Annotated in this window: 32 protein-coding genes; 4 read left to right on the plus strand and 28 right to left on the minus strand. The window is 71.6% G+C overall.

Features of this window, described 5'->3' with window-relative positions; translation table 11 throughout:
• Nucleotides 1-51 precede the first annotated feature (51 nt).
• From AUV08_RS10330 to AUV08_RS10465, 28 genes are all read right to left on the minus strand, one after another.
• Nucleotides 52-822, minus strand: coding sequence for an HK97 family phage prohead protease (locus AUV08_RS10330; protein WP_061867808.1), 771 nt, complete (start codon nucleotides 820-822; stop codon nucleotides 52-54).
• 14 nt (nucleotides 823-836) lie between these two features.
• The gene (locus AUV08_RS10335; protein WP_061867807.1) at nucleotides 837-3,011 is read right to left on the minus strand and encodes a phage portal protein; all 2,175 of its coding nucleotides are present in this window, start codon (nucleotides 3,009-3,011) and stop codon (nucleotides 837-839) included.
• A 13-nt stretch (nucleotides 3,012-3,024) separates the two neighbouring features.
• Nucleotides 3,025-3,333 carry a hypothetical protein gene (locus tag AUV08_RS10340; RefSeq protein WP_061867806.1) on the minus strand — a complete coding sequence of 103 codons (309 nt, stop codon included), beginning with the start codon at nucleotides 3,331-3,333 and terminating at the stop codon, nucleotides 3,025-3,027.
• Nucleotides 3,334-3,349: 16 nt separating this feature from the next.
• Nucleotides 3,350-4,852: a hypothetical protein gene (locus AUV08_RS10345; RefSeq protein ID WP_061867805.1), complete on the minus strand. Its 1,503-nt coding sequence runs from the start codon at nucleotides 4,850-4,852 to the stop codon at nucleotides 3,350-3,352.
• The gene (locus AUV08_RS10350; protein ID WP_157554179.1) at nucleotides 4,839-5,330 is read right to left on the minus strand and encodes a hypothetical protein; all 492 of its coding nucleotides are present in this window, start codon (nucleotides 5,328-5,330) and stop codon (nucleotides 4,839-4,841) included. The genes AUV08_RS10345 and AUV08_RS10350 overlap by 14 nt, the downstream gene beginning before the upstream one ends.
• 18 nt (nucleotides 5,331-5,348) lie before the next feature.
• Entirely contained in the window at nucleotides 5,349-5,669 is a 321-nt protein-coding gene (locus AUV08_RS10355; RefSeq protein WP_061867803.1) for a hypothetical protein, read from the minus strand.
• A 146-nt stretch (nucleotides 5,670-5,815) separates the two neighbouring features.
• Nucleotides 5,816-6,085 (minus strand): hypothetical protein, encoded by a 270-nt coding sequence (locus AUV08_RS10360; protein ID WP_061867802.1) that lies wholly within the window; start codon nucleotides 6,083-6,085, stop codon nucleotides 5,816-5,818.
• A 235-nt stretch (nucleotides 6,086-6,320) separates the two neighbouring features.
• Nucleotides 6,321-7,034: a hypothetical protein gene (locus AUV08_RS10365; protein WP_061873237.1), complete on the minus strand. Its 714-nt coding sequence runs from the start codon at nucleotides 7,032-7,034 to the stop codon at nucleotides 6,321-6,323.
• Nucleotides 7,031-7,354, minus strand: a complete 324-nt coding sequence (locus tag AUV08_RS10370; protein ID WP_231862129.1) for a VRR-NUC domain-containing protein — start codon at nucleotides 7,352-7,354, stop codon at nucleotides 7,031-7,033. Before AUV08_RS10370 ends, AUV08_RS10365 begins: the two co-directional genes overlap by 4 nt.
• A complete protein-coding gene (locus AUV08_RS10375; RefSeq protein ID WP_061867800.1) occupies nucleotides 7,341-8,693 on the minus strand; it encodes an HNH endonuclease in 1,353 nt (450 codons plus the stop codon). Before AUV08_RS10375 ends, AUV08_RS10370 begins: the two co-directional genes overlap by 14 nt.
• Entirely contained in the window at nucleotides 8,693-8,938 is a 246-nt protein-coding gene (locus AUV08_RS10380; RefSeq protein WP_061867799.1) for a hypothetical protein, read from the minus strand. Before AUV08_RS10380 ends, AUV08_RS10375 begins: the two co-directional genes overlap by 1 nt.
• A gap of 130 nt (nucleotides 8,939-9,068) precedes the next feature.
• Complete coding sequence (locus AUV08_RS10385; RefSeq protein ID WP_061867798.1) at nucleotides 9,069-9,476, minus strand: hypothetical protein; 408 nt, start codon at nucleotides 9,474-9,476, stop codon at nucleotides 9,069-9,071.
• Nucleotides 9,469-9,615, minus strand: a complete 147-nt coding sequence (locus AUV08_RS12010) for a hypothetical protein (protein WP_157554176.1) — start codon at nucleotides 9,613-9,615, stop codon at nucleotides 9,469-9,471. The genes AUV08_RS10385 and AUV08_RS12010 overlap by 8 nt, the downstream gene beginning before the upstream one ends.
• Nucleotides 9,612-9,815, minus strand: a complete 204-nt coding sequence (locus AUV08_RS10390; RefSeq protein ID WP_061867797.1) for a hypothetical protein — start codon at nucleotides 9,813-9,815, stop codon at nucleotides 9,612-9,614. Before AUV08_RS10390 ends, AUV08_RS12010 begins: the two co-directional genes overlap by 4 nt.
• Nucleotides 9,816-9,955: 140 nt before the next feature.
• Nucleotides 9,956-10,255, minus strand: coding sequence for a hypothetical protein (locus tag AUV08_RS10395; RefSeq protein WP_061867796.1), 300 nt, complete (start codon nucleotides 10,253-10,255; stop codon nucleotides 9,956-9,958).
• Nucleotides 10,252-11,139 (minus strand): hypothetical protein, encoded by an 888-nt coding sequence (locus AUV08_RS10400; protein ID WP_157554173.1) that lies wholly within the window; start codon nucleotides 11,137-11,139, stop codon nucleotides 10,252-10,254. Before AUV08_RS10400 ends, AUV08_RS10395 begins: the two co-directional genes overlap by 4 nt.
• A complete protein-coding gene (locus AUV08_RS10405; RefSeq protein ID WP_061867794.1) occupies nucleotides 11,136-11,501 on the minus strand; it encodes a hypothetical protein in 366 nt (121 codons plus the stop codon). Before AUV08_RS10405 ends, AUV08_RS10400 begins: the two co-directional genes overlap by 4 nt.
• Nucleotides 11,498-11,983 carry a class I SAM-dependent methyltransferase gene (locus AUV08_RS10410; protein ID WP_231865127.1) on the minus strand — a complete coding sequence of 162 codons (486 nt, stop codon included), beginning with the start codon at nucleotides 11,981-11,983 and terminating at the stop codon, nucleotides 11,498-11,500. Before AUV08_RS10410 ends, AUV08_RS10405 begins: the two co-directional genes overlap by 4 nt.
• Nucleotides 11,984-11,985: 2 nt before the next feature.
• Entirely contained in the window at nucleotides 11,986-12,168 is a 183-nt protein-coding gene (locus tag AUV08_RS10415) for a hypothetical protein (protein ID WP_061867793.1), read from the minus strand.
• A complete protein-coding gene (locus AUV08_RS10420; RefSeq protein ID WP_061867792.1) occupies nucleotides 12,165-12,893 on the minus strand; it encodes a hypothetical protein in 729 nt (242 codons plus the stop codon). The genes AUV08_RS10415 and AUV08_RS10420 overlap by 4 nt, the downstream gene beginning before the upstream one ends.
• 205 nt (nucleotides 12,894-13,098) lie before the next feature.
• Complete coding sequence (locus tag AUV08_RS10430; protein WP_197459318.1) at nucleotides 13,099-13,398, minus strand: WhiB family transcriptional regulator; 300 nt, start codon at nucleotides 13,396-13,398, stop codon at nucleotides 13,099-13,101.
• 8 nt (nucleotides 13,399-13,406) lie between these two features.
• Nucleotides 13,407-13,721 carry a hypothetical protein gene (locus AUV08_RS10435; RefSeq protein WP_157554170.1) on the minus strand — a complete coding sequence of 105 codons (315 nt, stop codon included), beginning with the start codon at nucleotides 13,719-13,721 and terminating at the stop codon, nucleotides 13,407-13,409.
• Nucleotides 13,714-13,893, minus strand: coding sequence for a hypothetical protein (locus AUV08_RS10440; protein WP_061867788.1), 180 nt, complete (start codon nucleotides 13,891-13,893; stop codon nucleotides 13,714-13,716). The genes AUV08_RS10435 and AUV08_RS10440 overlap by 8 nt, the downstream gene beginning before the upstream one ends.
• Before the next feature lie 29 nt (nucleotides 13,894-13,922).
• Nucleotides 13,923-14,192 carry a hypothetical protein gene (locus AUV08_RS10445; RefSeq protein ID WP_061867787.1) on the minus strand — a complete coding sequence of 90 codons (270 nt, stop codon included), beginning with the start codon at nucleotides 14,190-14,192 and terminating at the stop codon, nucleotides 13,923-13,925.
• A 58-nt stretch (nucleotides 14,193-14,250) separates the two neighbouring features.
• Nucleotides 14,251-14,445: a helix-turn-helix domain-containing protein gene (locus AUV08_RS10450; protein ID WP_061867786.1), complete on the minus strand. Its 195-nt coding sequence runs from the start codon at nucleotides 14,443-14,445 to the stop codon at nucleotides 14,251-14,253.
• Entirely contained in the window at nucleotides 14,445-14,693 is a 249-nt protein-coding gene (locus AUV08_RS10455; protein ID WP_061867785.1) for a hypothetical protein, read from the minus strand. Before AUV08_RS10455 ends, AUV08_RS10450 begins: the two co-directional genes overlap by 1 nt.
• Nucleotides 14,690-15,475 carry a phage antirepressor KilAC domain-containing protein gene (locus AUV08_RS10460; protein WP_061867784.1) on the minus strand — a complete coding sequence of 262 codons (786 nt, stop codon included), beginning with the start codon at nucleotides 15,473-15,475 and terminating at the stop codon, nucleotides 14,690-14,692. The genes AUV08_RS10455 and AUV08_RS10460 overlap by 4 nt, the downstream gene beginning before the upstream one ends.
• On the minus strand, nucleotides 15,472-15,768 hold the full coding sequence (locus AUV08_RS10465; protein ID WP_036334938.1) for a helix-turn-helix transcriptional regulator: 297 nt from the start codon (nucleotides 15,766-15,768) through the stop codon (nucleotides 15,472-15,474). The genes AUV08_RS10460 and AUV08_RS10465 overlap by 4 nt, the downstream gene beginning before the upstream one ends.
• A gap of 222 nt (nucleotides 15,769-15,990) precedes the next feature.
• Between AUV08_RS10465 and AUV08_RS10470 the strand changes: the two genes are divergently transcribed.
• Genes AUV08_RS10470 through AUV08_RS10485 form a run of 4 tightly spaced genes read left to right on the plus strand, consistent with a single transcriptional unit; the run spans nucleotide 15,991 to nucleotide 18,474 of the window.
• On the plus strand, nucleotides 15,991-16,599 hold the full coding sequence (locus tag AUV08_RS10470; RefSeq protein WP_061867783.1) for a hypothetical protein: 609 nt from the start codon (nucleotides 15,991-15,993) through the stop codon (nucleotides 16,597-16,599).
• A 1-nt stretch (nucleotide 16,600) separates the two neighbouring features.
• The gene (locus tag AUV08_RS10475) at nucleotides 16,601-17,044 is read left to right on the plus strand and encodes an ImmA/IrrE family metallo-endopeptidase (RefSeq protein ID WP_231862127.1); all 444 of its coding nucleotides are present in this window, start codon (nucleotides 16,601-16,603) and stop codon (nucleotides 17,042-17,044) included.
• 30 nt (nucleotides 17,045-17,074) lie between these two features.
• Nucleotides 17,075-17,350 carry a DUF3263 domain-containing protein gene (locus AUV08_RS10480; protein WP_061867782.1) on the plus strand — a complete coding sequence of 92 codons (276 nt, stop codon included), beginning with the start codon at nucleotides 17,075-17,077 and terminating at the stop codon, nucleotides 17,348-17,350.
• Nucleotides 17,351-17,406: 56 nt separating this feature from the next.
• Nucleotides 17,407-18,474 (plus strand): tyrosine-type recombinase/integrase, encoded by a 1,068-nt coding sequence (locus tag AUV08_RS10485; protein WP_061867781.1) that lies wholly within the window; start codon nucleotides 17,407-17,409, stop codon nucleotides 18,472-18,474.
• Nucleotides 18,475-18,658: the final 184 nt, after the last annotated feature.

Raw genomic sequence — 18,658 nt, forward strand, 5'->3', positions numbered from 1 at the left:
GTGTGCCTCCTTGGCATGGGTGCGCCCCGTGGGGCGCGGTTCAGGGGGTGGTCAGCCCAGGACCTCGAGGTCCAGGGCCTGTGCTGCCAGGGCGCGAGCGGACGGCGCGCCGGTGGGCTCCTCCGACTTGACGCGCTGGGCGCCCTCGTCGTTGGCCTTCCCGGTGCCGCTGGCCTGGTCCTGGTCGCTGGTGCCGTCGCCGTTCTCCTGGGCGCCCTCGTCGGGCAGGGAGGACAGGACGGAGTCGATGGCGTCGCGGGCCTCGCGGAGCGAGGTCTCGTTGGCCTTGGAGAGGACGCGGCCGGCCTTGAGGCCGTCCACGATCCCCTTGACGGCCACGACGGAGGTGTCCTGGTTCGCGCCGATGGGCACGAACGAGAACTCGTGGACGCGGAGCTTGCGCAGCTCGTTGGCCTTGCTGCCGTCCTCGAGCTCGACGGCGCCCTCTTCGAGGGTGTCGAACGCGAAGGACAGCTGGTTCAGACGGCGGCCCTTGACGAGCCGGTAGACGTGGGGACCCTTCGGGGACTCCATGTCGAACGCGCCCTTGACCCACCAACCGTGCTCGTCCTCGCCCATCTCCAGGGCGTAGGCGACGAAGAAGTCGGGGTCGTCCATGCGGTGCCCGAACAGGCCCGGCATGGAGTTCCCCGAGTCCTTCCACTGCTGGATCGTGTCCAGGAAGGCGCCCTTGGCGACGACGTCGCCGTACGAGTCGGGCTCACGGGTGAAGGTGGACGGGTAGACGATGAACTCGCCCTCGGCCAGCCCGTCGTCGGGGCCGGCCTTCACCTCGCCCACGGGGACGGTCTTGATGCGCATGGTGACCTCCTCGGTCAGCGGATGATGACGAGCGAGCACTGGCAGTTGGCCACGTCCTCGGGGTCGCCGGTGAAGCTGCCCGGCCAGGGCATGCCGTTGGAGAAGTCCTCCTCGATCCCGACCTCCTCGCCGTCCAGTGCGGCGTGGGAGGCGCGGGGGTTCGACGAGTTCACGACCCACCGCTTCGTGGCCTTCGGCGCCACCTGCCGAGGGGCCTCGGCCATGCCGAAGCCCACGAACGTGGCGGCCGCGGTCATGGCCGCCTGGCCGGCGCGCGACTCCTCGGCCACGTCGAACACGTGCCCCACCGGGTCGACGTCGTCGTCCTCGTCGTCCTCGTCGTCGTCCGCGAGCGCGGCTTCGATCTGGCGGAGGGTGGCGGCGTTGACCTGGGAGGCGATGCGCTCGGCGACCTTGGCCAGGAACGCCTCGGTGCGGGGGGTGTCGTACTGGTCGGGGTCGAGGCCCATGCCGGTGAGGACGTCACGGGCGGCGGTGGTGGCGAGGTCCGAGCCGGCGTCGAGGAGGTCCTCGGCGAGCTCGGCGTCCCACCGCTTCCCGTCCCACCAGGTGGGGGACTTCGCGCCAGTGGCCGAGGTTATGGCGGCGCGCTGGCGCTTGAAGTGGGAGCGGAACACGGCGGCGAGCGGGTCGGTCTCCTCGGCCGGGATGGTGTCCCCGGCCGGTGCCTTCAGCTCATATTCGACGACACCGCCGGCCTTGCGGCGGGACGCGAACATGGCCTTCAGCGCCTCCTGGACGTCCTGGTCTACTTCACCGTCCGGATCCAGCGGGCGCTGCACGGTGACTGGCAGGAGGCCCAGATGCTCGATCGGATCCAGGCCCACCGCAACGAGCGCGGCTTCCGGATCGAAGCCCGACCGGATGAGCACAGCAGCCGCGTCCACAAGCGCCCGAATGTCGGCCGGGGTGTGACCTGTGGCCTGCTGAACAGCGGTGCCACCGTCGACCTCGGTCTTGCCGTCGCCGCTGTACGGCCCCGCGAGAACGTTGAGTGGGACGATGAGCTCGTCGCCGCCCTCGACGGCCGGCAGGTTCCGCATCGCGCGGGCCTCGTTGCGCGTCATCCACGGGGCGCCGGTGGAGGTCTGCAGCTGGGCGGCCTGGTCCTCGAACGCGCCGCGCAGCTTCTCCTCGATGTTGAACTCGAGGTACATGCCAGCGGACTCCGGGCCGAAGTCGTCCAGGAGGTTGGCCGCGAGCGCCTGCTGGATGCGCTGCAGCCAGGGGCCGAGCGTGTCCGTGTAGAGGCTCTTGTGCTGCTCCTTCAGGCTGGCGAACGTGGCCGTCTCCATCAGCCCGATCATGGGCGGGGGGATGTGGTAGGCCGCGGCGACTTCCTGGCGGGTCAGCTTGCGCGACTCGATGTACTGCAGGTCCTTGGCGGACTGCTGGGCGGCGGTGAACTTCATGCCGTCCTCGAGGATCGGCGTTCCGCCGACGTCTGCGCCGGAGCCGGCGTACTGGGCGCGCCAGGCCGCCTTGAAGCGGGCGTGCGCGGCCGCGGACCAGGGCGGGGCGCCGACGGGGCGCTCGAGGTAGCCGGAGGCGCGGGCCCCGTTGCGGAAGGTCTGGGCGCGCATGAGCGCGGCCTCGTGCTCCTCGGCGAGCACGGAGCGCAGGGACTCGATCGCGGGGACGCCGCCGAGCTCTCCGGCCGGGGAGTAGCCGCCGATGTAGACGACCTGGTCCCGCGTGAAGGTGCGGGTGCCGCGGTTGCCGCGCACGAGGAACTCGGTGGGGCCGGTCCAGTCGTCGCCGGCGGGCTCCCAGATCATCGGGGGGATCCGCACGAGTGCGTGCGGGGCGTCCGAGTCGGTGCCCTTCATCTTGACCGCGAGGTAGCGGTCGAAGATCGCGATGTCCTGGACGAGTGCCTCGACGAACGCGTACCGGTACTGGCCGGGCATGGGCCGGCCGATCAGCTGCGCGAGCGGGTGGTCGGTCACGCGGCGGCGGTCGGCGTCCCCGGCACGCTCGAACAGGTGCAGGCCGAGGGAGGCGATGTTGCGGGCCAGGAAGTCGGTGACCGTGCGGACGGACCCGTGGGTGCGCCAGATCGCGGCGTAGTCCGACGTGTAGCCGGGGGTGATCTGCAGGGAGCGGGGCACGGAGGTCGTCGGGCGCGCGAGCCCGCGCACCTCACCGTGGCTCACGACGAACGCCATGCGTCACCGCCTCTCAGGTCGTGGGGAACTGCAGGTACGCGACCTGCATGCGGTCGATGACGACCTCCCCGTCAGCCCGGGGCGGGTGGTCGGAGGCGCCGTCGTGGATGACGGCCTCTCGCAGGACCAGGAGCGCGCCGTCGCGGCGCACGAGGACACCGTCCACCGCGGTCCCGTCGTGCATGTTCACGACGGCGCGGCGGGCCAGCAGCGGCGCCCACTCGTCGGCGGGCGGCGCGGCCCGGCGGGCGGGGGAGAACCACACAGCCCCGAGCACGGCCGCGACGGCCAGGATCGACAGGATGAGCGCCGTCACGGCCACGCGGGTCTCCTTCGGGTCAGACGTACATGAACTCGTCGTCGTAGGAGTCGTCGTCGTACGCCGACCGTCCCTGCGACGGGCCGATGGTGGCCTGCCAGCAGGCCAGAGACGCGGCCTCGAGCGGGGACACGTCCGCGGTGGACGCCTTCCGACCGATCGCGAACCGGTCACCCACCGGGCGCAGGGCCGCGCCGGCTACCGCGGCGTCGAGCTCGAGCGCCGGCGTGTGCAGCAGCGCCCCGTCCGAGACCCGCGAGCGCAGGTTCGCGAACGCGTCGAGGACGTCGTTCGTGGTGGCCACGTGAAGGTTCACGCCCTCGCGCTCGAGGGTGGGGATGAGCATGGCGCCGGGGCCCTTGCCGTCGATCACGACGGGCAGCTCGAAGCGGGCCTGCAGCTCCTTGGCGCGGTCCACGGTCCAGGCGGTGCCCGGCCCGTGCTGGAGCACGCGCGGCCAGACCGCCCCGGTGTCGTCGACGCCGGCGCCGACGAGCGCCGCGGTCTTCAGATCCATGGCCACGGCGATCGCCAGGCCGGTCATGGTCATGTCGGTGGGGCGCTCGACGTCGTCGCGGGCGCCCTGCTCCCACTTGCCGGGACCGAAGATGTCCGAGGTGGAGGGGTCGTCCCACCAGCCCATCCGCTCGCGTGCGAACTCGGCCGGCGGCAAGGCGGCGCGCTCGGCGCGCAGGTACTCGACGGTCAGGCCGGTGCCGTTCGGGCGGACGCGGCCGAGCAGGGGGTTTGCGGCCTTCAAGTTCTCGACGTCGTCGAGCTGGCAGCCGTCCCACTTCCCGGGCTCGTGGTCGCACTGCTCGGATGCGCACGCGCGACGCGCGGCCGCCCACTCGAAGTAGGCCAGGCGCGCCGAGGTCCCGGCGCGTCCACGGTCGCGGATCTTGCGAAGGACGTCGGAGTGCGCTGTGCCCGCGGAGGACCCGTGGGCGACCTGCGGGTCCGGGCGGGTCGTCATGGTCGGCAGCAGGGCGCCTATGTGGTCGGGCTGCAGCGCGAACGCCTCGTCGAGCACGACCTTGTCCCCGGAGAGGCCACGGCCGCCGGCCTTCGTGCGCGCCCGGAACTTCAGACGCGCCCCGGACTTCAGCTCGATCGCCTCGTCACCGTTGGCCCGGTGCACCTTCTTCACCCGCTTCGACAGGAACGAGGACCCCCCGATGAGGATCTCCAGGTCCCGGAACGCCTCCTGCGCCGTCGAGAACTCGTGCGCGGACCAGATCACCAGCTGCTGATCGGTGATGAACAGCCAGCCGAGCACGGCCATCTTCAGCACACCGGTCTTCAAATTCTGCCGCGGCGCGATCACCGCGGTCTCGAACGCCGTCGACTTCCCATGCGAGTCCACGCCGAACATCGCGTCCAGCACGAGCCGCTGCTCAGGGTCCGGGCCGTAGCCGATCACGTCGCACAGGTCCGCGACCTCCGGCCCGTACGTGTCCACCCGCTCCGGGAGCGACTCGTACAGGGGCCGCACCAGAGCACCCGGATCAGCCAGCAGCACGACGACGCTCCTCACGACGACGACGCAACTCGTCCAGCTCGTCCCCGCCGTCGTCCTTGTCCGCGAGCACCCCAGCCAGCGTGGCCTCGAGCTGCTTCACCATGCCCGCGAGCGCCGACCCGGTGTCGAGGGCCGGGTTGTCGATGCGGGCCGCGAGCGCGAGCGCGGACTGGCCGGCGACCGTGCCGACCTTGCCCGCCTTCCGCAGCTCGTCCTGCGTCGCCTGGTAGACGCTCATCGGGACGTCGTCGACGATGACGCGTCCCTCCGCCGGCGCCTCACGCGGCGACTCCTCGTCCTCGTCCATCAACCGGCCGACGACGGCCGAGGCGGTCGCCTGCTTCACGGACTCGGGCATCTCGGTCTTCCGCTTGCGATGCGCGCGGACCCGGCAGCGCGTCGAGCAGTACCGGGCCGTGTCCCGCTTCGCCTCGAACACCTCACCGCACTCGTAGCAGGCCATCTCCATGCGGGTCACCTGCTCTCGGGAGTCTGGTCAGCCGATGACCTCAGGGGCGATGGGGGCGAGGTCGCTTTTGATGCCGCGCCACCCGGCCAGCCCGTCGACCAGCACGAGGGTGTCGGCGGTGAGTCCGCGGTGCCTGTTGCCCCTCGCGGAGACGAAGACGGCGACGCCGCCGGACTCATGCTCGAGGCGCTGCGCGCCGGCGGCGCGGCAGACCTTCGCCCACCCTGGCCGCGTCTCGTGCACCTCAGTGAAGGCGGCCGCGGCTGCGTCACGCGTGGCGGCGAGCACCGCGACCCGCTTCCCGGCCTCGACGTCTCGGGTGATGCCCTCGTACACGTACCTGTTCATGGTTCTCCTCACGGGCAGTCGTTGCATCGCGTTCTGAGGCGCGCACGTAGCGTTACCGTCACGCGCGTCGGGGAGGGAGATGACTACCGGGCGGAGTCAGGAGCCGCATGATTCCGCCAAATCTGAACCCCCCTAGGGTCGGGCGGTCACCAGTCGCGGACCGTGGTCGCGGCCTTCGCGGCGCGGGCCGCGGTGGCGTTGGCCTGGCCGGCGGCCCGGTTGCAGCGGCGGTGCTCGGGGCCCTGGTAGCCGGTGCGGTCGTCGGTGTGCCCGAGGTCCCATGGCTCGGTCGGGGCGATGGGTTCTTGGCAGCGGGCGCAGATGGCCTGGCCGGACTCGACGAGCGGCCGGTACCGCTCACGGATGCGCTGGTGCGAGGCACCGTAGCCGCGGGCCGTCGTGCTTCGCAGCGTCATCGGGGATCACCTCGACAGGGCGGGCGGTGAAGGGGTGCTGGGCAGGTGCGGCTCGCGGGGGAAACCTAGTCCGGTCATGGCCGTCCTTGCACGAGGCGCGCACGCAGGGGACGCCTCGCTGACCCAGCGGTCTGGATACGACGAAGGCCCCGACCTGTGGGGGTCGGGGCCTTCGCGAAGATCAGGGCCGGGGCAGACTTCTACCCGGCGAGGCCCAGCGTACACGTTGCGCGGGTCATCTGCCAAGCAGGTTCCGCGCGAGCTCCGTTGAGCCTCCGCACTGAGTCACGAGGTCCACGACCTCGGGGCCCACCCACTCCGCGCCGCACTCGATGCACCAGCCTCGCGGGCGATCACCCACGACCACCGAGATGGCCGGCACCTGCACCAGCTCGTCGAGGCTCGGGTCCATCGTCCACGCCATGTGCTCCCCGCACGCCGGGCACGGCTTGCGCGGCTGGATCACGATGGGCGGGTCCATGCGCCGCTCGATCGCAGACACCCACCCGCGGACGATGGCGAGCACCTCGGCGTCCCGGCCTAGCGCGGCCGCCCGCACCGCGGTCCACCGCAGCCGTTCGAACACCGTCATGCCACCGAAGCCTGGCGCGGGTGGGCCCGCAACCACAGCGAACGGGACCCGGAACAGGTCGGCCGCCGCCTGCATCTCCGCCCGGGCAGGCGGGGGAGCCGAGCGCATCACCCACTGCAGGTGGACCAGCTCCTCCTCGACGGACACCATGAGGTTCAGCGCCTCCATGTCCAGCGGTGCGCCTGACCCCGACGACGATGACGACCGCCCGCCGGCACCTGCAGTGCGGTGATGGACCATCCCCTGCAACACCTCGAGCAGCGGGGCCACGCGGACCACCACCGGGCCGGCCGACGTGCGCACCATCTGCGGCGTCGTCATCGTCAGCCGATCCACCACCATGCTCAGCTCGCTCACGTCAGCTCCCTCTCGATCGTCCGGTCGAACCACTGGACCGGCCGCCACACGGCCGCGTCGTGCCCGGCCGCGTTGAGCAGCTCGAGCCATGCCTTCTGGTCGGGCGTCGTGCGCCCCTTCATCGTCTTCAGCTCCCGGAACAGCACCCGGCCGCGGCGACCGAGCACGAGGTCCGGCCACCCACGGTGAGACCGACGCGAATCGTGGGTGTGATAGACCTTCCACCCCAGCGACTCGGCCAGTCCCTCCACCTGCTTCTGGAAGACGTCCTCGGACATCCCGTCCGCCATCATCTGCGCGTACTCCTCAGCCCTCACCACGGTCACCTCCTCGACCACGACCACCACGTCTGCCCCGTCTTCTCCGCCTGCCAGAGCCCTTCCCAGCCCCACCAGACCCACCAGCGCTCCCGTCCCGTCCAGGCACGTCCCAGCCCGAGCCCGGCCCGTGCCCGTCCAGGCACGTCCCGTCCCGACCTGACCCGTCCCGACCTGACCCGTCCCGACCCGACCCGGGGAATCCAGATCCTTCAGCCTGGCGATCTGCGGGAATCTGCAGATCAGGGCCGACGCCCGCCGGGCCGGCATCGTCCGGCTCCCACTCGACCTCGGCGAGGTCCACCCAGGAGCGCTCGGTGGCCGGCGCCGGCTGCGGGATACCCCGCGCGGCGGCCAGTGCCTCCAGCAGCTCCTGCTTCCGCTTGTCGAGCAGACGGCGCGCCACGTCGCGCTGAGCGGGGGCCGCTGCTGCGGGCTCGCCAGGGCCGCGGGCGTCGCGCACCTGGGCCGCGCGCTGGCGCTCCTGCCGGGACGCGGTGTCGCGCACGCCCTGACGGGGTGCTGCGGTCGCGTCGCCGGCGGTGCTGCCTGCTGCGTCGGTCGGTGCTGCGGTCGCCTGCGCCGGCGCGCTCTCGCGCTGCGGTGCCTGCTCTGCTGCGGGGGTGGTGCTGCCAGCCGGTTCCGTGATGCGGGGGCGGGCGGAGACCTGGACTTCCACGCCGTAGCGGGCGAGGAAGGCCGCGGTTCCCTTCGAGTAGTAGGGGTCCTTCGGGGCGGGGCGGAGTTCGTTGTTGAAGTCCGTGTTGGACTCGTCCTTCCGGGCTCCGTTGCACGAGCGGCAGGCCACCACAAGGTCGTCGGCGGAGGCAGCGCCCTGGCCGGGCTTGAGGTGGTCGTAGGTCGCCCCACGGCCGCCCTTCCTGTCGGACCAGAACACGACGTGCCCACACCAGCGGCAGGCGTCTCCGTCACGGTGGCGCACGGGGATCACCAGCTCGGGGTTCCCGACGTCGGCGCGGCGCTGCCGCTCCCACTCCCGCTCGTCCTTGCGGATCATGTGCCAGAGGTCGTCCTCTTCCACGATCTTGAAGGCCTTGCGCGCGGGCTGGTCCGCGGTGGCGGGGATCTCGACGTCCTTCCACAGGCCGACCGCACGGCATACCCGGTCCAGCACCTTGAAGCGGTCAGCGCCGTTCGCGGTCTGCATAGCCACGCCGAACGTGACCACGTAGTCGAGCTCGAACTGCGCGGACTGGATGGCGCATCTGCTGAGGAAGCCGAACACCTCGTTCACGAGCCATGGCTCCTCGAGTGAGTGCTCCAGGACCTCTAGCAGTAGCGGGTGCCAAGCGGCGGCGTCCGAGGTCTTCAGCCACGACATCAGCCCTCGCCCTCAACGCCCGCGAGCGCGGCGCGGATACGAGTGGCCGTTGCCTCGAGCCACTCGGACTCGTCGGACATCCCGCCGGAGAAGTCGCGCAGCTCCTCAGCCTCGGCGTCGAGCCGGTCCGCGAGGTCAAGTACGGCGTCGAGTGCGTCCACGAGGCGGGGCACGTCGGTGCGGGCGGCGGCGATGAACTCGGCGTCCTCTTCGCTGCTTACTTCAGGGGCGATCCAGGACTGCACGACGATTCTGTCGTGCTTACGGACAGGTCCTAGTACCTGGGGGAACTCGTCGGGGTCATTCTCGGGGTGCCACGGTCCTTTGGTGGCGGCGTCTGCTTGCGCCCGGATGCGGGCCAGGGTTTCGCGGGGGTCACGCACGGGTTTCTCCCTTCAGGGCGGCGAGGAGGAGGGTGGCGGCGTTGTCCCATGCGATGGCTTCGTCCTTGGTGTGGGAGGTGTCCCGCTCGGTCTCGAACCGCTCGACGAGGTCGAGCGCGGCGCTGAGCGCCCGGTACATGACCTGCTCGACCTCGAGGACGTCCTGCACGGCACGGGCCACGAAGCCGATCAGCATGAGCTGCATGGAGGCGCCGAGCTCGTCCCACGCGGGCATCGGCTCACCGTGCGCCGTATGGTGCTCGCCGCCCATGGCAACCCACAGGCGACGCGCGCGGCGGAAGTGCGTCGACAGGTCCGTCGTGGGCCCGTTCTCGTGCGCGGCCAGGTGCAGGTCGTCGAGGGCCTCTCTCGCCTCCCCGGTGGTAGTGCGGTCACTCATTGGTCTCTCCTTCGAGGGCGATGCGGTCGAGGATCTCCGCGGACTCCGGGAACGGCTCCCAGGGGAAGCGTCCCCGGGCGGCACGGAAGATGAGCAGGACGAGGGTCACGCCGATGGCGGTGATGATGAGGGAAATCACGGGCTGTCCTCCAGTGCGTGCGGGTGTGTGGCGAAGCGGCGCCAGGTGCGGGCGGCGTTGTCGAAGCGCTCGACCTGCCATGCAGTCAGGCGCTTGTCCCCGAGCACGTGGTACAGGAGGGCGGTGGACGCGTCCTGCTCGGCGGCGTCCCACTCGGCGTCGCACTCGGTGGCCGAGAGGCGCTTGTCACGCCCGACCACGATGCTCTCGGTGTATTTCCACCGGGCGTCATCCCACGCTTCTCTCGCGGCCAGCCTTTCCCCGGGGCCCACGTCGTCCCCCGAGAACTTCGGCGATCGTCCGGGGTGTGGCGGTGCTTCCGTGTAGGGCATGGGGCGGGTCATGCTGCGCCTCCGTTCGTGTAGCTGCGCTCGCGGGCGAGGCGGGTGGCGTAGACGACGTCCATGGCGTCCGCGAGGGTCGGCGCGAAGCGGGCCCACATGGCACCGCCGCCACCCCCGAGGTACTCGATCTCCCAGAACACGGCGTCGGCGTGCGGGCCGGAGCGCATCACCCTCGGGCGGATCGAGACACGGCGGTTCGCCAGGGCGTACAGCGCGTACTCCTGGGTCCCGAGCCGCGGGGCCCGCGAACAGACGGGGGTCCGCACGGGCGTGTCGCTGTGGCGGGTGGTGGTCACGAGTCCTCCTCGTCGAGTCGGGCGAAGTCGTCGCGGGTGAGGGTGAAGGACGAGCCGCCGGTGGAGACGGTGAGCCCGTCGAGGGCGTCGTCCTTGAAGCCCTTGCGGACCGCGGCGGCCAGGGCCTCCTTGGCCTCGGTCTCGTCCTTCCGGGCCAGGTGCTCGCGCTGGATGCGGTTCAGGGCGTGGGCGAGGTCTTCGGTCTGCTCACGCCAGTCCAGCTCGAGGCCACCGAAGTCGGGGGTGTCCCCGTCCTCGGGGTCCAGGCGGGCGATGGTGAGCAGGCCGCGGCAGTGCGGTCCGGCCGCCACCAGGTACGAGGACCCGGTACGGCGGTTGCCGGTGATCGTCAGCTCCCCGCCGTACGCCTTCGCCGTCCGCACGAAGCGGGCCAGGCCCTTCTCGTGGACCAGCGTGTGCAGCGGCAGCTCCTCGCCCAGGAACGAGGCCGGCATCACCGAGGCCGGGACGTTCGGGAACTCCGGGTCCGGGTCACCGCCCTGCAGGACGAGCTCGTTGCCAGCCAGCAGGCCACCGACGTCCTGGAACGTCAGCTGGTGGCCGGCGTCCGTGATCTCCCGGGTGATCATCAACATGGTCTGGTCCAGCTCGTCCGCCAGCGTGAACACCGCCAGGACGGCCTTCGCCGCCGCAGGGGACAGGTGGAACGCGTCCGTGGCCGGATCCCCGGTCAGATCCTCCACCTCCAGCACAGACGACCGCGCCATCACAGACGTGGACCCGCACGAGGCCATGACCCACACCCAGCGGTCCGAGACCTGCACCCGCAGGTGCTCCAGCACACCCGACTTCGGGCCGCCCGTGTGCGGCAGCGCCGCCGCCAGAGCCTGCCGGAACTGCATCGTGTCTAAGGTGACCCTCATGCCGCCACCTCCGCTCGGGCCAGGCGGCGCACGGCCGGTGCCAGCGCCGTCAGCGACTCCACGCACGTGAACGGGATCGCGTGGGTGACCGCCGAGACGGCGTCACCGCACGTCAGGACGACCGACACCCGATCGCCGCCTGCGCCGTCCGGGTAGATGCGGACCAGCGCCTCGGTCTCCGACAGCCGATGCGCCAGCACCAGCGCGCCCAGGGCCGCGACGACGGCGCCCGCCGCCACATCCCGGTCATGCACGTGACTGCAGCCCAGCCGGGCCTCACGGATCAGCCGGCGGACCCGCAGGCCCGCGAGCGCGGCGCCCACGAGGGCGTTGAGTCTGCGGAGGATGGTGTGCGAGTTCATGCGAGGGGCTCCTTGATGAAGGTGATCCAGTGCGTGTTCATCTGCTTGCCCACTCGGTGTCCGACAAGGGGCCGCTGGTGGGTGAGCTCGAGGATGTGAGAGACCGGGATCTGCGTCTCGTTCCACTTGAAGATGAGGACGCCGGCGGGCTTGAGCACGCGGAAGCACTCGGAGAAGCCCGCGGCAAGGTCCTGTCGCCAGGTGTTCCGGTCGAGTCGGCCGTACTTGAGCGCCTGCCAGCCGTTGCCTGCGCGGACGAGGTGAGGCGGGTCGAAGATCACCACGCTGAACGTGCCGTCCTCGAAGGGGAGTGCGCGGGAGTCGGTGATCGCGTCGGGGTTGATGCTCAGGGCGCGCCCATCGCAGAGGACGTGCTGCTCTGATCGGATGTCCCCGAACAGCACGCGGGGGTCCGCCTTGTCGAAATAGAACATCCGCGACCCGGAGGCCGGATCGAGCACGGGTGGGGTGGGCTTGCTCACGGTCAGCGCTCCTTGGATGGTGTGGGGGTGACGTTGGGTGCGAGGCGGCGGCACATGAACCGGGCGAGGTTGGCGCGGTTCTCGTCGACGTCGGGGCGCAGTGCGAGCTCGTTCTTGCTGACGCGGCCGTGGGTGCGGCGCCGGTCGGCGTGGCTCGTGACGAGCGGGGTCCGGCGGCCGGTCATGACGCGTCCTCCCGCCGGGCGGCGGCCTCGCGGGCGCGGATGATGCACAGGCGGCAGACGCCGTCGGTGAGTCCGCGGTTCTTGGCGTGGCAGACGCGGCAGGTGCCCTTGGGGTGGCTGGCCACGAGCGGGGTCGGGCGGGCGGTGTCCTCGGCCTTCTGGCGGCGGTCCTCGGCCCGGTGGATCGCGCTGCGGATCGTGGCGACTGCTCGACCGAACCGCTCCGAGAGGTCGTCGAGGGTGGCCCCTGCGAGGCGGGCCTCGAGGATCGCGTCCGCCTCAGCGGTGCTGACCCGGCCGACCTTCGACGGCGCCGCGGCCGGGGCCGGCTCGACCTGCGCCGGCTCCTGCGCGGGCTCCGCGGTGGGCTCCTGCGCGGGCGGCGCGGTGGGCTCCTGTGCGGGCGCCGGCGGTGCAGGCTGTGCCGCGCGCTCAGCACGCTCGTCAGAAGCCGCGGCCGGCTGCGGGTCATCCAGGTCGGGCTCCGGCCAGCGCGCGTACGTCATCGTGACGCCACGCTCCCGATCCCGGCGGGTCGTGGCCTCGCAGCCCTTCTCCTTCCACCAAGACCCCTGACCACCGTTGGCCTTGCTCTCGTGAACCTTCGCCCACCGGCCGGGATGCTTCTGCAACTCGGCCAGCATCTGGCGCAGACGCGAGTCACCCGGGCGGCCGACACGCGCCGGCCCGGGGTCCTCCCAGATCATCTCGAACGTCGTCGTCATCGTGGTCTCCTCATCACTCTCTCCGCGGCCCGCTGCAGGTCCGCGATCTGCTCTGCTTCACGCTCCGCACGAGCCGTGCGGGCGTCCTCGCGCAGGTGGTACTCACACACCCGCCTGTGGGGGCACACCCCCAGGTGCCGGTTCTGCCGGCAGCACCGGCCATCGCACGGCACGCCGTGGTACGCCGCCGCGACCTTGCCGCCCATCAGCGATCACCCGCCTTGGCAGACGGGCGACGTCCCGGGTGGTCCGCCCGGTGCAAGGCCGAGCGCTGCATCGGCGTCAGCCCGCCCCAGACCCCGAACCGTGACGACGTGCGCGCCGTCCCCTCGGCGTCCATGGCGACCTGCAGACACACCTCGCGGGCGGGGCACTGCCGGCATGCGGCCACAGCCACCGCCTCCGACGCCGGCGTGAACCAGATGTCCGGGTCCGCCAGCTGACACGGGGTCCGCTCCGCTTCGTCCACCGCCTCGAGGCTGGGTTCGGTCGCGATCTCGGTCATGTCCGTCATCACCGGTCTCCTTCGGACCTGCGGGCCTGCTCGGAGGCGGGCCGGCTCGGGTCGAACACGGGGAAGAAGCGGGCGTCCACGGTCTGACCGCCCGGGAAGGACAGGAAGACCTCGCCCCGGCACTCACGCCAGTCCGGGCCAGCGAGCGTCACGTCCACGCGGCGCGCGGCCGACCAGTAGACGCGCGTCGCGCGCACGACCGCCGCGCGCAGCTCGTCACGAGACCGGTACGACACCCACGGGTACGGCCGCGGCATCGGCTTGCGGTCCACGACCTGCAACAGGATCTGGTGGTGCTTGCGCGGCTCAGCCACGGCCACCACCGCCCAGCAGGGCCGTCATGGCCATGTCCACCAGGCCCGGGAGCGCGAGCACCGCGAGCACCGCGGCCACGGCCAGGCCAGTGCGCACGACGTCACGCACCGCGCAGCCCAGCGAGCCGTCCGCCGGCGCCCACCACGTGGACCGCCGCGAAGGCGCGCGCATCCCCAGCTCCTCATGGAGCGACGCCGCGCTCATGCGGACTCACCGCCCTCGGGACCCTCGCAGTCCGGGCCGTCCTGATCGACGTCGTCGACGCGGCGGCACGCGTCCTCGTCCGCGAGCGTCGTGCCCGTGGAGGCCGCATGCGTGTCGTCGGCGGGGGCGTTGACGACGGCAGCCAGTGCGTTGATCGCCTCGGCCAGCTGGTCGTTCGGGATGTCCGCGCTGATGCGGACGTAGTCGGGCCGGGCCGCGGATGTAGAAATCCAGATGCCGGGACGGGTGTGTTCGGTGGTGGTCATGGTGGGTCTCCTCGATGGGTGGGCGGCCGGCTAGGGATGCGCGGCCGGGGGCGGTTGGTCAGGCGGCGGGGTTGTACCGGCGGCGGTGGATGAAGGCCTCGACGGCCTTCTCCGAGACCCGCCACGCCGCGCGCGAGCCCTCGGACTTCTTCACCGCGGTGATCTCCCCACGGCGCAAGCGCGTCCGGGTGGTCTCCGGGTGCTCGTTGAGTCGCTGGGCGACCTCGGTGACGGTCAGTAGACGGGTGGGCATCAGGCCGCGCTCCTCTCGGACGGCATGGCTCGGATCAGGTCGTGACGGCCCACGCGGCGGCAGAACCGCTCCATGGCCTCGACCGTGGGGAACCCGGCCCGCGGGGCCGCGGCCTCACGGGTCACGCGGGCGGCGGCCAGGTGCTCGAGGTCCTCCAGGCGGGCGGCCGTGCGCTTCGCGGCCTGGGCCGTGCGCGTCAGCCGTGCGCGGCGCAGGTTCTCGATGTAGAACGGCGCGGCGGTGGTCATGCCGTCACCACCCGGATGCCGAGCAGCTCGAAGGCCGGCTGATCGGTCAGGCGGGACCGGACGACGCCGAGGCCCTTGCCGGTGAGCCGGACCTGCGGGGCCGCGGACTCCCGCACCTCGCCCGAGACGAGGTCGCGGTACGTGCGGGCCTTCACCACGAACAGGCCCTGCTCGATGTACCGCTGGTACACGTGCGGGCGGCCCTTCGCGTCGCGGTACAGGTAGCCCCAGTCCACGAGGGTCTTCACGAGGCGCTTCTCGCCGATCTCGATCTGCCCCGACTCGCACAGCACCTTCGCGGCGTCGTTGTACGACCACGAGCCGGCCGAGGACACGATCGACTCCCACGCGGCGACCTTCGGGGCGTCCTCGGCGACCTTCGCCTCGAGCGCCTCGACCTTCGCCACCGACAGGGTCAGGGCCCGGTGGATGATCTCGTCCTCGGTCAGCTCACGCTGCACGGAGTACGCGCCCGTCTTCCGGATCGCCGGGAGCACCTCGTGCGTGAGCCACCGCTTGAACGCCTTCGCCTCCGGCTTCCGCGAGCGCAGCACCAGCGAGTACATGCCGGCCTCGGTGACGACGACCATGGTCTGCGGGCCGGAGGGGGTGTCTACCAGACACCCCCTCTTCTCGTCCGCGTCGAGGTAGCGGGTGGCGTCCTGCTGGCGGCCGATCTCGAGGACGGCGCAGAGGTCGGCGGCGACGAAGTGGGGCTCGCCGTCGATGACGGCAGTGCGTACGGCGGTGGCGCCGTACTGGAAGGGCGTCAGCGTGGTCATGCTGCTGTCCTTTCATGCGTTCCGTTGTGGTGCGTAGGACGTTCCACCTTGGTCAAAAAAAGGTCCTCGACGCCGACGCCCAGGTGATGGGCGATGCGCAGAGCGGGCTCGGGCGCGAGGGTCTCGGCCTGCCCGTTGAGCAGGCGGTTCATGTATGAGTGCGACTTCCAGCCGGCGGCGCGTGCCAGCTGCCGCGCTGAGACGTCCTGGACGATCATCAGGCGCTGGAGTCGCTTGCGGTCCCGCAGCTTCATGTAGAGCTCCCCGAGTGGCAGGTGAATGACTTGCCCCATGACTGTAACCTTTCGCGTGACGTGGTGTCCAGCAAAACGGTACAGCGAGTTTGCCCAGGTGTCCACCTACTTCTCTCCAGGTCCGCGCCGATAGCCCCGCATCCGCGCCGCCATGCGGCACGCCGCCCCCTTTGTTGCTACCGTTTCGGTGTCCACTTCCACGCAACAGCGGGTGTCCGAGGTCGGTTGCTCCCCTTGGCGTCACCCCGCAGATTGGTCGCCATGAACGACATGCACTCGCTGGGCCGGCTGATCGCCTCAGCCCAGGAGCGGAACGGCTGGTCCCTCCGCGACCTCGCCGCCCGCGCCGAGCGCGCAGGGTACGACATGAGCCACACGAGCTTCGCGCGGCTCAAGTCCACCCCGGTCACCTCGATCAAGGGCGAGAACATCACGATGCTCGCGCTCGTTCTGAAGGTGCCCGTGGCCCACGTGGCCACTGCAGCGCTGGAGTCCATGGGCGTGGAGCTCGACTCGGCTCTTCACCCGTCGGTCCTCGACGTCGTTCAGGAATCCCCTGACCTCTCGACGTATGACCAGGAGCTGCTCACCGCAGTCCTCCGGGTCATGCTCGAACGCCGTAGGACGGACCACCATGACGAGCACGACCACCCAGACCAGCACCAGGACCGCGAGCGCGGCACGGCCGAGCGCGGGGGAGCGCGCGGCGGTGACGCTGGCGCTGGACAGAAGACCGTGGCAGCCGGCGCGCCGGCCGAGTTCGATCTAGCAGCACACCCTGACTTCGAGCTGACCCGCGACCGGCAGGCCCGGGAGTGGGGCGACGTCGGTGAGGAGTCCCAGGACTCGGGGGTCGAGGAGGGGGCGTAACGTGTCCGGCCCGTGTCGTTACGTGGGCCACATGTTCCACCCCTGGAGGGCGCTGCGCACGCTGACGCACGTCGTCGTGGTCTGGGCTCGCCCGCACCCGACGGCGCCGGCCGCGACCGATGGCGCGACGGTGATCTGGCTTGACCCCCGCATGACGCAGGCCGAGCGGCGGTGCGCGCTCACCCATGAGCTCGTGCACCTCGAGCACGGCCACCGCGGCTGCCAGCCGCCGGCCGTCGAGCACGCGGTGCGCGCGGCCGCGGCCCGGCAGCTGATCACGCTCGAGCAGCTCGCCGATGCCCTGCCCTGGTCCATGAGCCTGGACGAGCTCGCCGACGAACTGTGGGTGACCCCTCTCGTGCTCACTGACCGGCTCGCCGGGCTCACCCGGGCCGAGCGGGAGCACCTCGCCGCCCGGATCCCCGAGCACCGCGAGACCGTCTAGCCTGTCCGGCCCCGGACGTACCGTCCCGACATGACCACGACCACCCAGGCGCCCGCGAGCGCCGGCCACCTGTCCGTGCGTGACCACATGGTGCTGCAGCTGTGGGGGCGGCGGTGGCGGCACGGGGCCGCGCGTGACCGGGCCGCTGAGCACCTGGTCGGGTTGCGGGGCACGGCGCTGGCGATGCGCGTGGCCACGCTCGCCGAGGACCCGGTGGCGATCGCCGCCTACCCGGTGATCACGCGACGGGCTCGGGAGGCTCGGCAGACCCGGTACCGGGCCGCGCGCACCCCCGACGCGGCCTGACCCCTTCCCGCGCCGCGGGGAGGCCCCACACCCACCCGTGAGCGAAGGAGACCACCATGAGCCGCGTCCAGGATCTCTGGCACCGGCGGGATCGCACCCGCACGTCCCGGTATGGGACGGGGCGGCGGTGGCGGGCGATCCGCACGGACGGGACCGGGGCCGAGCAGACCCGGACGTTCACGACGAAGGATGCGGCCCTCGCCTGGGCCCACGCCGCCGACCGGCCGGCGGCCGCGGCGCCGCCCACCGTGGCCGAGTGGGCTGAGACGTGGAAGAGCCGGCAGGTGCACCAGCGTGAGTCCTCGCGGGCGTCCATCGGGTACAAGGTGGACGGGTACATCGTCCCCGCGCTCGGGGAGCTGCGGCTGGACGAGGTCACGCGCGCGGATGTGCAGGCCGCGGTCATCGGCTGGCAGGCCGCCGGTCTCGCGCCGGCCACCGTCGAGATCACCTACCGCTACCTGGCTGGCATGCTGCGCGAGGCCGTGCTCGACGGGCTGATCCCGGCCAGCCCGTGCGTGAAGATCCGCCTGCCCCGCGACGCGGGCGGGCCCACCGAGGTCCTCACCGTCGAGCAGGTCCAGCAGATCGCGGACACGATCAGCCCGTGGGCGCGCGACGCCGTCCTGATCGGCGCGGCCACCGGCATGCGGCCGGGGGAGTGGCGCGGCCTCACCGCGGACCGGGTGGACCTGGCCGCGCGCAGCATCCTCGTGGACCGGCAGATCGGGGCCACGACCTCGACCTGGGCGCCGCTGAAGACCGCCGCGTCGAGGCGGACCATCCGCGTGGGCGCCGAGACCGCCGCCGTCCTGCAGCGGCTGATCGCGGACGCCGACGACGAGGGGCGGCTCTTCCACCGCGCCGGGGCCGGATGGGGCCGGCACCGGCTCTCCTCCGCCTGGGACTGGTGCCGCGGGAAGCTGCCCTGGATGGGACCGGGAGGGTGGCACCAGCTGCGCCACCACCACGCCAGCCACCTGCTCTCCCACGGGGCGTCCGTCGTCGCCGTCGCCCGACGGCTCGGCCACAAGGACGCCACTGAGACCCTGCGGACGTACGCCCACGTGATGCCGTCCGACGACTCCGCGCTGGCCGCCCTGACCGACGGGCTCGTGCGCTGACCCGCGGCCGGCGCCGTGCCGGTTCTGTGCCGGTCGAGGCACTGTAGGGCGCTGTATTCGACTGTATTCGGCTGTACCCGCGTCGGCGGGACGAGGCCCCGAAACGCGCATGATCCCGCCAGAAACGGCGGGATCATGCGGGGCCCACGAGGTGGGCGAGGGGACGGACCGGCTGTAAGCCGGG

This window comes from Micrococcus sp. CH7, assembly GCF_001595485.1.
Lineage (GTDB): Bacteria > Actinomycetota > Actinomycetes > Actinomycetales > Micrococcaceae > Micrococcus > Micrococcus luteus.

Coding starts and splice junctions, on each gene's coding strand:
- AUV08_RS10330 (WP_061867808.1), bottom strand. CDS start 822: ATGCGCATCAAGACCGTCCCCGTGGGCGAGGTGAAGGCCGGCCCCGAC.
- AUV08_RS10335 (WP_061867807.1), bottom strand. CDS start 3,011: ATGGCGTTCGTCGTGAGCCACGGTGAGGTGCGCGGGCTCGCGCGCCCG.
- AUV08_RS10355 (WP_061867803.1), bottom strand. CDS start 5,669: ATGAACAGGTACGTGTACGAGGGCATCACCCGAGACGTCGAGGCCGGG.
- AUV08_RS10360 (WP_061867802.1), bottom strand. CDS start 6,085: ATGACGCTGCGAAGCACGACGGCCCGCGGCTACGGTGCCTCGCACCAG.
- AUV08_RS10375 (WP_061867800.1), bottom strand. CDS start 8,693: ATGTCGTGGCTGAAGACCTCGGACGCCGCCGCTTGGCACCCGCTACTG.
- AUV08_RS10385 (WP_061867798.1), bottom strand. CDS start 9,476: ATGAGTGACCGCACTACCACCGGGGAGGCGAGAGAGGCCCTCGACGAC.
- AUV08_RS10400 (WP_157554173.1), bottom strand. CDS start 11,139: ATGAGGGTCACCTTAGACACGATGCAGTTCCGGCAGGCTCTGGCGGCG.
- AUV08_RS10405 (WP_061867794.1), bottom strand. CDS start 11,501: ATGAACTCGCACACCATCCTCCGCAGACTCAACGCCCTCGTGGGCGCC.
- AUV08_RS10415 (WP_061867793.1), bottom strand. CDS start 12,168: ATGACCGGCCGCCGGACCCCGCTCGTCACGAGCCACGCCGACCGGCGC.
- AUV08_RS10420 (WP_061867792.1), bottom strand. CDS start 12,893: ATGACGACGACGTTCGAGATGATCTGGGAGGACCCCGGGCCGGCGCGT.
- AUV08_RS10430 (WP_197459318.1), bottom strand. CDS start 13,398: ATGACCGAGATCGCGACCGAACCCAGCCTCGAGGCGGTGGACGAAGCG.
- AUV08_RS10440 (WP_061867788.1), bottom strand. CDS start 13,893: ATGCGCGCGCCTTCGCGGCGGTCCACGTGGTGGGCGCCGGCGGACGGC.
- AUV08_RS10445 (WP_061867787.1), bottom strand. CDS start 14,192: ATGACCACCACCGAACACACCCGTCCCGGCATCTGGATTTCTACATCC.
- AUV08_RS10450 (WP_061867786.1), bottom strand. CDS start 14,445: ATGCCCACCCGTCTACTGACCGTCACCGAGGTCGCCCAGCGACTCAAC.
- AUV08_RS10455 (WP_061867785.1), bottom strand. CDS start 14,693: ATGACCACCGCCGCGCCGTTCTACATCGAGAACCTGCGCCGCGCACGG.
- AUV08_RS10460 (WP_061867784.1), bottom strand. CDS start 15,475: ATGACCACGCTGACGCCCTTCCAGTACGGCGCCACCGCCGTACGCACT.
- AUV08_RS10465 (WP_036334938.1), bottom strand. CDS start 15,768: ATGGGGCAAGTCATTCACCTGCCACTCGGGGAGCTCTACATGAAGCTG.
- AUV08_RS10470 (WP_061867783.1), top strand. CDS start 15,991: ATGAACGACATGCACTCGCTGGGCCGGCTGATCGCCTCAGCCCAGGAG.
- AUV08_RS10480 (WP_061867782.1), top strand. CDS start 17,075: ATGACCACGACCACCCAGGCGCCCGCGAGCGCCGGCCACCTGTCCGTG.
- AUV08_RS10485 (WP_061867781.1), top strand. CDS start 17,407: ATGAGCCGCGTCCAGGATCTCTGGCACCGGCGGGATCGCACCCGCACG.